This window comes from Billgrantia pellis (assembly GCF_008297955.1).
GTDB lineage: Bacteria > Pseudomonadota > Gammaproteobacteria > Pseudomonadales > Halomonadaceae > Halomonas > Halomonas pellis.
Genome location: NZ_VTPY01000003.1, coordinates 197450 through 209565 on the forward strand (window position 1 = coordinate 197450; position 12116 = coordinate 209565).

Annotated in this window: 11 protein-coding genes; 4 read left to right on the plus strand and 7 right to left on the minus strand. The window is 64.2% G+C overall.

What is annotated here, in order from left to right; genetic code table 11:
* Positions 1-36: 36 nt before the first annotated feature.
* Both F0A17_RS06820 and F0A17_RS06825 read right to left on the minus strand, forming a co-directional pair.
* The gene (locus F0A17_RS06820; protein WP_149327604.1) at positions 37-2403 is read right to left on the minus strand and encodes a Tex family protein; all 2367 of its coding nucleotides are present in this window, start codon (positions 2401-2403) and stop codon (positions 37-39) included.
* Positions 2404-2474: 71 nt separating this feature from the next.
* Positions 2475-2717, minus strand: coding sequence for a DUF1127 domain-containing protein (locus tag F0A17_RS06825; RefSeq protein ID WP_149327605.1), 243 nt, complete (start codon positions 2715-2717; stop codon positions 2475-2477).
* Between the two features lie 106 nt (positions 2718-2823).
* On the opposite strand from F0A17_RS06825, the gene F0A17_RS06830 reads away from it, so the two are divergent.
* Together F0A17_RS06830 and F0A17_RS06835 are read left to right on the plus strand one after the other, a co-directional pair.
* Positions 2824-3678 (plus strand): LysR substrate-binding domain-containing protein, encoded by an 855-nt coding sequence (locus F0A17_RS06830; protein WP_149327606.1) that lies wholly within the window; start codon positions 2824-2826, stop codon positions 3676-3678.
* Positions 3679-3880: 202 nt separating this feature from the next.
* Positions 3881-5536 (plus strand): methyl-accepting chemotaxis protein, encoded by a 1656-nt coding sequence (locus F0A17_RS06835; protein WP_149327607.1) that lies wholly within the window; start codon positions 3881-3883, stop codon positions 5534-5536.
* A 21-nt stretch (positions 5537-5557) separates the two neighbouring features.
* On the opposite strand, the gene msrB is transcribed toward F0A17_RS06835, so the two are convergent.
* Positions 5558-6055 (minus strand): peptide-methionine (R)-S-oxide reductase MsrB, encoded by a 498-nt coding sequence (msrB, locus tag F0A17_RS06840; RefSeq protein ID WP_149327608.1) that lies wholly within the window; start codon positions 6053-6055, stop codon positions 5558-5560.
* Positions 6056-6216: 161 nt separating this feature from the next.
* On the opposite strand from msrB, the gene F0A17_RS06845 reads away from it, so the two are divergent.
* Both F0A17_RS06845 and F0A17_RS06850 read left to right on the plus strand, forming a co-directional pair.
* Positions 6217-6612, plus strand: coding sequence for a DUF2946 family protein (locus tag F0A17_RS06845; protein WP_187774643.1), 396 nt, complete (start codon positions 6217-6219; stop codon positions 6610-6612).
* 74 nt (positions 6613-6686) lie between these two features.
* Positions 6687-8084 carry a PepSY-associated TM helix domain-containing protein gene (locus tag F0A17_RS06850; RefSeq protein WP_149327610.1) on the plus strand — a complete coding sequence of 466 codons (1398 nt, stop codon included), beginning with the start codon at positions 6687-6689 and terminating at the stop codon, positions 8082-8084.
* A 56-nt stretch (positions 8085-8140) separates the two neighbouring features.
* Here the strand turns inward: F0A17_RS06850 and F0A17_RS06855 are convergent, their stop codons facing one another.
* From F0A17_RS06855 to yrfG, 4 genes are all read right to left on the minus strand, one after another.
* Entirely contained in the window at positions 8141-9697 is a 1557-nt protein-coding gene (locus F0A17_RS06855; RefSeq protein ID WP_149327611.1) for a phosphoenolpyruvate carboxykinase, read from the minus strand.
* A 317-nt stretch (positions 9698-10014) separates the two neighbouring features.
* Positions 10015-10890 carry an Hsp33 family molecular chaperone HslO gene (gene hslO / locus F0A17_RS06860; protein WP_149327612.1) on the minus strand — a complete coding sequence of 292 codons (876 nt, stop codon included), beginning with the start codon at positions 10888-10890 and terminating at the stop codon, positions 10015-10017.
* Between the two features lie 71 nt (positions 10891-10961).
* Positions 10962-11348, minus strand: a complete 387-nt coding sequence (hslR, locus tag F0A17_RS06865) for a ribosome-associated heat shock protein Hsp15 (RefSeq protein ID WP_149327613.1) — start codon at positions 11346-11348, stop codon at positions 10962-10964.
* A 15-nt stretch (positions 11349-11363) separates the two neighbouring features.
* Positions 11364-12056 (minus strand): GMP/IMP nucleotidase, encoded by a 693-nt coding sequence (yrfG, locus tag F0A17_RS06870; RefSeq protein ID WP_149327614.1) that lies wholly within the window; start codon positions 12054-12056, stop codon positions 11364-11366.
* Positions 12057-12116: the final 60 nt, after the last annotated feature.

The window sequence follows — 12116 nt, forward strand, 5'->3', positions numbered from 1 at the left end:
AATGATGTCGAGAGTATGGCGACAGACGTAGCGGGATCAAGATTTGCCCTTCTTCGCTTTGAGCAGCGCGGCGCCAAGGGCCCCCATTGGAGCGGATGATTCCTGCCCGCTCCGCGTGCCCGTACGCGGCGCCTTGCCCGGAGCGCGGCGGCGCGTGTCGCCATCGCCACGCGACGATCTGCCGCTGCCCCGACTGGCTTCAGCTTCGCCCGGCTGGTCGTCGAGCCGCATGGAGAGGCCGATGCGAGCGCGTTCGAGATCCACGCTCATCACCTTCACCTTGACGATGTCGCCGGCCTTGACCACCGAGCGCGGATCCTCGACGAACTTGTTCGAAAGGGCCGAGATGTGCACCAGCCCATCCTGATGGACGCCGATGTCGACGAAGGCACCGAAGTGAGTGACATTGGTCACGCTGCCTTCGAGGATCATGCCCGGTTCCAGATCCTTGAGTGTCTCGACGCCTTCGCGGAACTCGGCGGCCTTGAACTCGGGCCGCGGGTCGCGCCCCGGCTTGTCGAGCTCCTTGAGAATATCGCTGATGGTAGGCACGCCGAAGCGCTCGTCGGCGAACTCGGCCGGCTTGACCGCCTTCAGCGTGGCGCTGTCGCCGATCAGGCTCGCCACCGGACGACCGCTGCGGCTGGCGATGCGCTCGACCAACGGGTAGGCCTCGGGGTGAACGGCGCTCGCGTCGAGCGGGTTGTCGCCGTTCATGATGCGCAGGAAGCCCGCGCACTGCTCGAAAGTCTTGGGCCCCAGCCGGCTGACGTCGAGCAGTTGCTGGCGGCTCTTGAAGGCGCCCTCGACGTTGCGCCGAGCGACGATGTTTTCGGCCAGTGCCGGGTTGAGCCCGGCCACCCGCGACAGCAGCGCGCTGGAGGCGGTATTGAGGTCGACCCCCACCGCATTGACGCAATCCTCGATCACGGCTTCCAGGCTTCTGGAGAGCTGCAGTTGGGAAACGTCGTGCTGATACTGCCCCACGCCGATCGACTTGGGCTCGATCTTGACCAGCTCGGCCAGCGGATCCTGGAGCCGGCGGGCGATGGAGACCGCGCCGCGGATGGTGACGTCGAGGTCGGGCAGTTCCTTCGAGGCGTACTCCGAGGCGGAATAGACCGAGGCACCGGCCTCGCTGACCATCACCTTGGCAAGCTGCCGCTTGCCGGCGAGGGCCTTGACCAGATCGCCGGCCAACCTGTCGGTCTCGCGGCTCGCCGTGCCGTTGCCCACGGCGATCAGCGCCACGTCGTGTTTCTCCACCAGTCTGGCCAGCTCGGCCAGCGAAGCGTCCCACGCGTTGCGCGGCGCGTGAGGGAAGATAGTGGCGTGTTCGAGGAACTGGCCGGTGGCGTCGACCACCGCCACCTTGCAGCCGGTGCGCAGACCCGGATCGATGGCCAGTGTGGCCTTCTGCCCTGCCGGGGCGGCCAGCAGCAGGTCCTTGAGATTGGCAGCGAAGACCTCGATCGCCTCCAGTTCGGCGCGCTCGCGCAGCCGCCCCATCAGCTCGGTTTCAAGGTGGGTGTAGAGCTTGACCCGCCAGGTCCAGCGCACCACGTCGGCCAGCCACTTGTCGGCGGCCCGCCCCTCGTCGCGAATGTCGAAGTGGCGGGCGATGGCCACCTGGGCCGGATGAAGCGGCGCCTCATCCTCGCCGGGAAGGCGGATGGCCAGGGTCAGCACGCCCTCGTTGCGGCCGCGGAACATTGCCAGCGCCCGATGCGACGGCGCCTTGGCCAGCGGCTCGTCGTGCTCGAAGTAGTCGGAGAACTTGGCACCCTCGCGCTCCTTCCCCTCCAGTATCCGTGCAGAGAGTTCGCCCTCGTTCCACAGTCGCTCACGCAGCGTGCCCACTAGCTCGGGATCTTCGGCGAAGCGCTCCATGAGGATCTGGCGAGCGCCGTCCAGTGCCGACTTGGCATCCTCCACGGCCGGAATGTCGCCCTCGGCGGGACGGAGGTACTTCCCCGCCTCGGTTTCAGGGTCGAGGGTGGGATCGGCCAGCAGCGCGTCGGCCAGCGGCTCGAGACCGGCCTCACGGGCGATCTGCGCCTTGGTACGACGCTTCTTCCTGTAGGGCAGGTAGAGGTCTTCCAGGCGCTGCTTGGTATCGGCCGCTTGGATCTGGCTTTCGAGCTCCGGCGTCAGCTTGCCCTGTTCGTCGATGGCGGCGAGCACGGCAGTGCGGCGCTCCTCCAGCTCACGCAGGTAGCGCAGCCGTTCGTCGAGGTTGCGCAACTGGCTATCGTCGAGGCCGCCGGTGACCTCCTTGCGGTAACGGGAGATGAAGGGCACGGTGGCCCCGCCGTCGAGCAGTTCCACCGTGGCGGCGACTTGCTGGGGGCGTACGGCGAGTTCCTCGGCGAGGCGCGAAATGATCCGGGTCGTGGCGTCCATGACTTCCTTGGTATTGCAACAACGAAAGATCGCGCCAAGTTACCACAAACGCCCTCGTGTCGCTGCCGGGATCAACGCCGCCAGCCGAGGTCGTCCCAATAGTGCCGGCGGCTCTCGCGCCGGACCTGTTCCCGGGACAGGCCGACGTCGCGCAGCAGTTCGTCGGGCAGCGCCTGCAGCTGTCGGCGCTCGCGCCAAAGCTGGTTGTAGCGTCTCAACCGCCTCATGACACCGGTCACGCCGAAAAGACGCCGCCAGGGTGCCGGCGGATGCGCGGGAGCGGAGACAGAATCGCAGCAGACATGGGGATTCATGACATTTCCACCTTGGTATCAACGAAGAGGGTGAAAGTCTCGTCCTTGGCGTAGAATCAATCCAACGAATAGTTCTTATGACCGACATCACCAGGAATGATGCTTCATGAGCGCGACCATCGACCACGAACTGCTGCGTACCTTTGTCGCCATCGTCGATCATGGCGGCTTCACTCGCGCGGCCCAGGCGGTCAACCGCACCCAGTCGGCGGTAAGCATGCAGATCAAGCGACTCGAGGAAGACGTGATACAGCGTCCGCTGTTCGAACGCCAGGGCCGACAGATGCATCTGACCAGCGAGGGCACCACGCTGCTGAGCTATGCGCGCCGGATCCTTGAACTACAGGGCGAGGCGCTGAATAGGCTGCGCGAGCCGGAAATGGTCGGCCGGGTGCGGATCGGTGTGCCCGACGACTTCGTGATGCGCTTCCTGCCCGGTATTCTCAAGTCCTTTTCCCGAGCCTGGCCGCTAATCGATGTCGAGGTGCAGTGCGCCCCGTCTTCCGAACTGCTCAACCGCCCCCACGGCAGCCTCGACCTGAGCATCGTGACCCGCGAGGTAGGCCAGGAGATCGGCACGATACTGCGCCGCGAGGAGACGGTCTGGGTTACCGCCGAGAGCCATACCGTTCATCGTCAGTCACCGTTGCCCCTGGCGCTGTTCGAGGCCCCCTGCTTCTGTCGCCGTCATGCCTGCCACAGCCTGACCCGGGCCGGCCGCCCGTACCGCATCGCCTACTCGAGCCCCAGCCTGGCCACCCTACAGGCGGTGGTCGGTGCCGGTCTCGCGGTCTCGGCATTGATGCGTAGTCTGGTCACCCCCGGAATGCGCGTGCTCGGCGCGGCGGATGGCTTCCCCCCGCTGCCCGACGGCTCCATCGTGCTGTTGCGTACTCCCGATAACAGATCACCGGCGGTGGACAGCCTGGCGCAGCATATCGTCGAGGGATTTAGAAGTTAGACACTCACCCGTCGTCAACTTCCTGTCAAAACTTCCTTGCCAACGAAGCTGCCTCTTCTCTCGCGCATTAAAGTTCTTAGGCCAAACGCCGATAACGTCAATGCAGTCTCGCCCCTCCACCATGCGCGTTCCCGCGCCACCTATAAAATCAAAACGAATTAAAACGACTCGAATAAGTCCCACTCCGGCAAGGGAGTCACTCATGTGCAGCCATATCATGAACAAGATACGCGTCAAATATGCCATCGCCTTCATCGGCGTCGCCCTGTCACTGCTGGTCATCGTCATCGTCGACCTAATACTGGTGCACTCCGTCAGGGACCGCATGACCGAATTCAGCGGCACCTTCAATGCCGCCATTTCCGCCGTGCTCAATGCCGATCGTGACCTTTACCAGGCACGCGTCGCCGAGCTGGAATACCTCCAAGTGGAGGCCGACTCCGGCCGGGCCCAGGCACTGCGGGAGAACTACGAGGAGAACGCCCGGCAGGCCTACGACCGCATGCACGAGTTCACCCAGCGACTCGCCGCCTATCCGGAGATCACCGGCCGCCTGGATGGCTTCGAAACGCTGTTCTCCACCTGGTCGGCGCAATCCAGCGGGGTACTGTCACTGCATGCCACCGGCAACACCGAAGCAGCGCGCGAACAGCTCGAGGGAAATTCGCTCGCAGCCTTCGATCGCCTGCGAGACGTCTACAACGAAGCAGGAGAATTGGCCGATGCCAAGGTTGTCGAGCTCGAAACCCTGACACTTTCGCGAATCCGTAAGCAGCAGTTCGGCGTACTTGGATTCAGCCTGCTGGTCTTTCTCGCCGCTGTCGCGATCGCACTGATCGGCCCGATGTTAATGGCGCAAGCCATCCGCCAGATTACGGGCCGCATCAGGGAGATCACAGAGGGTGACGGTGACCTGACGGCTCGCATCGTGAGCCGGCGCAAAGACGAACTAGGCGAGCTGGCCGAGCAGTTCAATGCCTTCATACTGCGCATCGACAGGACATTGCAGACCGTACGCAGCAGCACCCTGAACGTTCACAACGCTGCCAACGAGATCGCCAAGAGCAGCCAGGAGCTGGCCTCGCGCACCGAGCAGACCGCCGCCAATCTGCAGGAAACCTCGGCCTCCATGGAGGAAATCACGATAACGGTGAGTAACACGTCCCACGCCACGCAGCAGGCCAACCAGTGGGTGCAGGAGACGGTGGGCGTCGCCCGTCGCGGTCAAGAGGCCATGACCCACGTCGAAAATACGATGGACGACATCAGCCGCTCCGCGGCGCAGATCGACGAGTTCATCGGCCTGATCGATAGCATCACGTTCCAGACGAACATCCTTGCTCTCAATGCGTCGGTGGAGGCGGCACGCGCCGGGGAACACGGCCGGGGGTTCGCCGTGGTGGCACAGGAGGTTCGCACCCTGGCCAGCCGCTCGAGCGATGCGTCTCGCGGCATTCGCGAGCTGATCGATACCTCTGTCTCGCGCACCCAATCGGGGGCGAGTCTGGTCAAGAGCACGGGCAGGACCATGCAGGAGATCGTCGCCAGCATCGAGCGCATCACCGGCGTGATCGGAGAGATCAGCGCCGGTGCCAAGGAGCAAAGTCAGGGTATCGCCCAGGTCAACATCGCGGTTTCCGAACTTGACAACATGACGCAGCACAATGCCTCGCTCGTCGAGCAGACCAGCGCAGCGGCCGCCGAGATGCGCGAACAGGCCGAGCACCTGAACGACCTGATCGCCAGCTTCCGCCTCAGCGAAGTCGACGACACAGGGCGGATATTGCCGTCCACCCCGGCCCTGCCAAAACCGCATTCCGTCAGCCCACGCCTCACGCAAGCCCTGCCCGCCACATGAGGCGGGCCAGCGGACGGTGGATCACACCGGCACGAACCGCAGTGCCAAACCGTTATTGCACCAGCGCAAGCCGGTGGGCTCTGGGCCATCGCTGAAAACATGGCCTTGGTGACCGCCGCAGCGGGCGCAGTGATACTCGCGCCGCGGCCAGACCAGGCTGAAGTCGAGCTGGCTGAGCAGGTGCCCTTCGATATGATCGAAGAAGCTCGGCCAGCCGGTGCCGGAGTCGTACTTCATGGCACTCTCGAACAGCGGTAGGTCGCAACCGGCGCAGCGGTATACACCCTCGCGGGTTTCCTGGTCCAGCGGGCTGGACCAAGGCTCCTCGGTTCCGTGATCGCGCAGGATCTCGAACTGCTCGGGCGTCAGCCGTTCCCGCCACTCGTCGCGCGAGAGTTCGAGACGCTCAAGACCGGGAGCCGCCTCAAGCGACAGGCGGGGGAACCCCCATCCAACGCCAGGCAACAAGCTGGCCGCTCCACCGACGCCAAGCAGCCCCAGGAAAAGACGACGTTTCATTGTTCTCCCCCAACCGCCGCAGTGCGGCGCTCCAGTATCCGAGACGCGCGTGCATGCTCACTCCCGTTCTGACCCGTCGATCGTTACGGGGTTCGAGTATTGGCCCCGCCTCCCTTCTCGTCTAGAGTCGGGCATTACGCATAGGCGCCATGGATTTCTCCGTGCATCGACTCATGACACGCTGGCACTCCTTGTTGGCATGTCTCGGCCTGCTGGCCCTGACCCTTGCCCTCGGTGGGCCATTGCTGAGCCAGACCCAGCGCTTACTCGAGGCTGAGCATGCAACGCATGGCGCGGGTCATCATAGGGGTGACCAGGCAACGTATCGCCATGGTGCGTCCGATGCCGCCGCGGTGAGCCACACCGATTTCCTGGCTGCCTGCGACTACTGCACGCTCTTCTTGCATATGCCGGGCTTGCTGCTAAGCGAGGTCGTCGCAGCCGCCCTGCATCCCACCTCATCGACGCCACTTGCCGGCGGGCCGTGGCGCCTAGTCGAGAGAGAGCGGTACCGACTCTATCGCGGCCGCGCCCCACCGCTGCACGCCTTCGATTGACCTTCGGTTCACCGCGGGAACCCCGCCGTCGGGCAGTCCTCGTGGCCGTTCGCCCCGGATCAGGAGTGCTTTTCATGGCTAGACAACCGGCGACGACATCCCGTCGCACCGGCAGGCTGCTGCTTGCCTTGATGACTCGACTGCACGCCTATATCGGCCTGCTCGTCGCCCCCTTCTTGCTAGTGGCGGCCCTCTCAGGCATCGCGTATGTGCTGACGCCTTCGTTCGAGGCCTGGCTCTATCACGGTGCGTTGACGGGGGTACAGGGCGGGACAGCCCAGCCCCTGGCGCTGCAGGTGGAAACGGCGCAACAAGCGCTGAATGCAGCCGCTCTGCCAGCGGCCGTGCGGCCGGCGCCATACCCGGGCGATACCACCCGGGTGATGTTCGCCGCCCCCGACCTCGGCCCATCCGAACATCGCGCCATCTTCGTCGACCCCGTGACCCTCGCTATCAAAGGAGACATGACCGTCTACGGCACCAGTGGCGTGCTGCCCCTGCGCACCACTATCGATCTGTTTCACCGCCAGCTGTTGATGGGCGATGCAGGCCGGCTCTACAGCGAGCTCGCCGCCTCCTGGCTATGGGTCGCCGCCGTGGCCGGACTGGTCCTGTGGCTACAGCGGCGCCGGGCGTTGCGTGCCCAACAAGGACCGACGGCCCTGCGCCGCCGTCATGCCACCCTGGGCGCATTGGCCGCCCTTGCACTGCTGTTCTTTTCCGCCACGGGTTTGACCTGGTCGAAGTGGGCGGGCGGCAACATCGCCGAGCTGCGCCATGCCTGGGGCTGGAGCACGCCGAGCGTATCGACGCTCCTTCCCGAGACGCTGCCCCAGGCTCACGACGGACATGTAGGTCATGGCGAACATGACGAGCATGGTCACGTGCAGGCGCCGGATGCGGATCGTTTGCGCCTGACGGACTTCGATCGTGCCCTGAGCGCCGCCCGCACGGCCGGCATCGATGCCGAGCTGGTGCAGATCGAGCCACCCCACGGCGAGGGACGGGCCTGGCGCGTGGCCGAGATAGACCGCCGTTGGCCCACCCAGGTGGATCAGGTCGCCTTGCATCCGCAAACGATGGCGATCATCGATCGCATCGATTTCGCCACTTTTCCGCTAGCCGCCAAGCTCACCCGCTGGGGTATCGACCTGCACATGGGCGTCCTGTTCGGCCTGCCCAACCAGCTGGCATTGGCGACCATGGCCACTGGCCTGGTGGTGCTGGTGTGCTGGGGCTATACGATGTGGTGGCGCCGCAAGCGCTCGACCCAGCGTCGCACTCAGGAGACGTTGAGCGAGGTGTTTGCGGCTCTGCCAGGGTGCGCGCGGCTGGGCGTCATGATGAGTGCCGTGGCACTGGGCTTGGCACTGCCGGTGCTGGGAGCGAGCCTGCTGGTGTTCGTTGCCGTCGACCTGCTGCGCTGGCGCATGAGGCAGCGACGCACGGCGGCCATGACATCGGACCGTTAATACAACGGGGGAGAGGCTCGCGCCCCTCCCCCGCCCTATATTGCGTACGCTCCGCGTCAGGTCAGGCTGGGCCCGGCCTTGACGATGGCCTCGCTGACGCCGTCAAATTTCTTGAAGTTGTCGACGAACTTGACAGCCAGGTCGCGCAGGTTGCGATCGTAGGCGGCCTTGTCCTCCCAGGTTTCGCGCGGATCGAGCAGGCTGGAGTCGACGCCCGGCACGGAAACCGGCACGTCCAGGTTGAGCCCTTCGATGCGCCTGGTCTCGATCTCGCGAAGCACGCCGGACTGGATGGCACTGATGATGGCACGGGTGGTGGGTATGGAGAAGCGCGAGCCGCCCTCGCCGTAGGCGCCACCGGTCCAGCCGGTGTTGACCAGGTAGACCTGGGCGTCCTTGGCCTCGACGCGCTTGATCAACAAGTCGGCGTAGACACGGGCAGGGCGTGGGAAGAATGGCGCGCCGAAACAGGTGGAGAAGGTCGCTTCCAGGCCCGAGGAGGACCCCATTTCGGTGGAGCCCACCTTGGCGGTATAGCCTGAGAGGAAGTGGTAGGCTGCCGCTTCCTTGGATAGCACCGACACCGGCGGCAGCACGCCGGACATATCGCAGGTCAGAAAGATGATGGCGCTGGGCTCACCGGCACGGTTCTCCGGCACGCGCTTTTCCACGTGCTCCAACGGATAGGCGGCACGCGAATTCTGGGTCAGGCTGTCGTCGGTGTAGTCAGGCTCGCGGCGATCGTCGAGCACCACGTTCTCCAGCACGGTGCCGAACTTGATGGCGTGCCAGATAACCGGCTCGTTCTTCTCGGAGAGGTCGATACACTTCGCGTAGCAGCCTCCCTCGATGTTGAATACGGTACCGGGGCCCCAGCCATGCTCATCGTCGCCGATCAGATAGCGCGCCGGATCGGCCGAGAGCGTGGTCTTGCCGGTGCCGGAAAGGCCGAAGAACAGTGCGGTCTCGCCATCCTCGCCGACATTGGCACTGCAGTGCATGGGCAGCACGTCGGAGGCCGGCAACAGGAAGTTCTGCACCGAGAACATCGCCTTCTTCATTTCGCCGGCGTAGCGCATGCCGGCGATCAACACCTTCCGCTGGGCGAAGTTAATGATCACGCAGCCTTCGGTATTGGTGCCGTCGCGGCTCGGATCGCACTCGAAGAACGGCGCGTTGAGGATGGTCCACTCCTCCTTGGACGAGGGGTTGTAGCCCTCGGGACGCACGAACATGGTACGGCCGAAGAGGTTGTGCCAGGCCGTCTCGGTAGTCACCCGCACCGGCAGGTAGTGGGCCGGGTCGCTGCCTACGTGGAGTTCGGAAACGAAGCGCTCGCCGCTGTTCAGGTAGTCCTCGACGCGTCCCCAGAGGGCATCGAACTGATCGGCGGGAAAAGGCCGGTTGACGCTGCCCCAGTCGATCTCACCGCTGGTCGAAGACTCGTCGACGATGAAGCGGTCCTTGGGAGAGCGGCCGGTACGTTCGCCGGTATTCACTACCAGGGCGCCGTTCGCGGCCAGACGGCCTTCTCCGCGTGCCACGGCACGCTCGATGAGTTCAGCGCTACTGAGATTGACGTGTGCTTGAGGAGCGGCTTGGGATGTGGTCATGTCGTTTCCTGGGCCTTGCGGCCGGTTCTCTCTCGTATGCCAGGCGTCCATAACGCCGAGGGCGTCGTTGAGGTTTCGATCGTCCGTGCGGATACATGCCGTCTTGTCATTCGGCGATCGACCTTAAGGCGGCGCCATTATGGCAAAAAGGGAGTCGTCAGGAAACGGTAACGTTGCCCGAAGTTCTTGTAGTTTTACTACTACATCGAGTCATATCGCCGCAGGTTGACGCCAGTCATACTTGTGCATCGCAGCAATGCCAGGCAAACGAGCGAGGCGACTCCTGAACGCCTGGCTCGCTCCAGCCGGCTCCGATTTCAATGCAGGGTCGGTGGCGGTCCGTCCTGCGCACTGATCAGCGCCTCGACCTCGTTCTCCCCGAAGCGATAATGGGTGTGGCAGAAATGGCACTGAGTCTCGATCTCGCCTCGCTCGGCGATGATCTCGCGCAGCTCCCGGGCTCCGAGGGTCAGCAGTGCCTCACCGATCCGCTCACGCGAGCAGGTGCAGCCGAAATGCAGCGGCTTGGGGGCGAACACACGCACCGTCTCTTCGTGGTAGAGGCGATGCAGGAGCTCGCGCTGCTCGAGCCTCAACAGTTCGTCAGTGGTCACGGTACGCGCCAGTTGAACGGTCCGCTCCCAGGCATCATCGTCCTGGTTCTGCGACTCGTCCGGAAGACGCTGGAGCAGCAGACCACCGGCGCGCTGCCCGTCGGCACGCAGCCACAGATGGGTGGGGAGCTGCTCGGATTGGGCGAAATAGGCCTCGAGGCAGCCGCCCAGACTGTCATGGTCGAGCGCCACGATGCCCTGATAGCGGTTGCCCTCACGCGGATCGAGGGTAATCACGATATGACCGTCGCCGACCAGTTCACGAAAGGCGGCCTCGCCTTCGGGCAGAGAGGCGGCCTCATCCATTCTGGCAATGGCGCGCAGCTCCCCTCCAGGGTTGGATTCTGCCATCAACAGCGACAGCGCCCCCTGGCCGCGCACCTCGATGCTGAGAACGCCGTCGAGCTTGACGGTATCGGTGAGCAGCGCCACGGCGGCCAGCAGTTCGCCCAGCAGATGATTTATCGCCGGCGGGTAACCGTGACGGTCGAGCACGTCGGCATAGGCGCGCTCGAGAGTGACGATTTCGCCGCGCACGTTCGTGCGCTCGAACAGGAAACGCTGAATCTGATCGGACATGGGAAATTCCAAGTGAAGTCATTCTCTGTGGTCGAGGCGGTAGGGGCTCTCATGCATTCGGCTGCTGGCGCTCATTCGTCCTGCTGGCGCTGAAAGCGCTGGATCTCGCGTCGCTGTTTCTTGTCGGGACGCTTGAGTGGGTGCTGCATGGCCTGGTTCGTCAGTCGCCGACCTTCCGCCTCGCGTGTCCGGCGTTCGACGCTCTCCGGCGTCTCGCGGTAGAGTTCGCGCGCCTCGGGGGCGCCACGGCGCTGATCCGAGAGCGCCATCACTTCCACTTCCCAGACGTCCCACCCCTGCGGCACGCGGATCCGGGCCCCCACTTCGACGCTCTTGCTGGTCTTGGCACGGGCCCCGTTGTAGTGCACTTTGCCGCCTTCGATGGCCTTCTTGGCCAAGGCGCGGGTCTTGAAGAACCGCGCGGCCCATAACCATTTGTCGAGTCGTACGCTATCCACTCCACCTCCCTTGCCTCATAGCCCTTGGGCGGTATCGCTGCGAATTTCCGGCGGCAACTCCTGCGGCAATATCGCCGCGAAGCGATCCAGGACGACAAACTCCTCCAGCGCCTTCTCCGGCCGGGTGCTGTCCGGCTGCTTGATGCCAAGCAAATGTCGGATGCCGAATTCGCGGGCGCTTTCCAGAACCTCGGGATTATCGTCGATAAACAGGGTCCGCACCGGGTCGAACGGCTCGACCTCCTGCAGGGCGAACCAGAACGCCTGCGCTTCCTTCGGCACACCGAGGTCGGCCGACGAGACGATAGCATCCAGGTAAGCTTCCAGCCCCGTCAGGGGCAACTTGAGCTCGAGGCTCTCGCGGTCGGCGTTGGTGGCGAGCACCACGCGCGGATGCGCCTGCTTCAGCCATTTTAGAAAATCCAGTGCGTCGCTGCGCAAACCGATCAGGTGTTGTACCTCGCGCTTGAGCGCGACGATATCGACACCCAGCTCGCGACTCCAGTAGGCCAGGCTGTACCAGTTGAGCGTGCCCCTTTCACGCAGGATTCGCGCCCGCACCGTTTCCTGCGTGGCCTCGTCGAGACGGTGCAGCTCAACATAGCGCCGTGGCAGGTGTTCCAGCCAGAAATGGCTATCGAAATGAAGGTCGAGAAGCGTACCGTCCATATCCAGCAGAACGGTATCGATGCCGCGCCAGTCGATCATGGCGACTCCCGGTGCGTCTTGGCGATGGAAGGCGTGTTATTGTACCGAAAGCCTCACCCC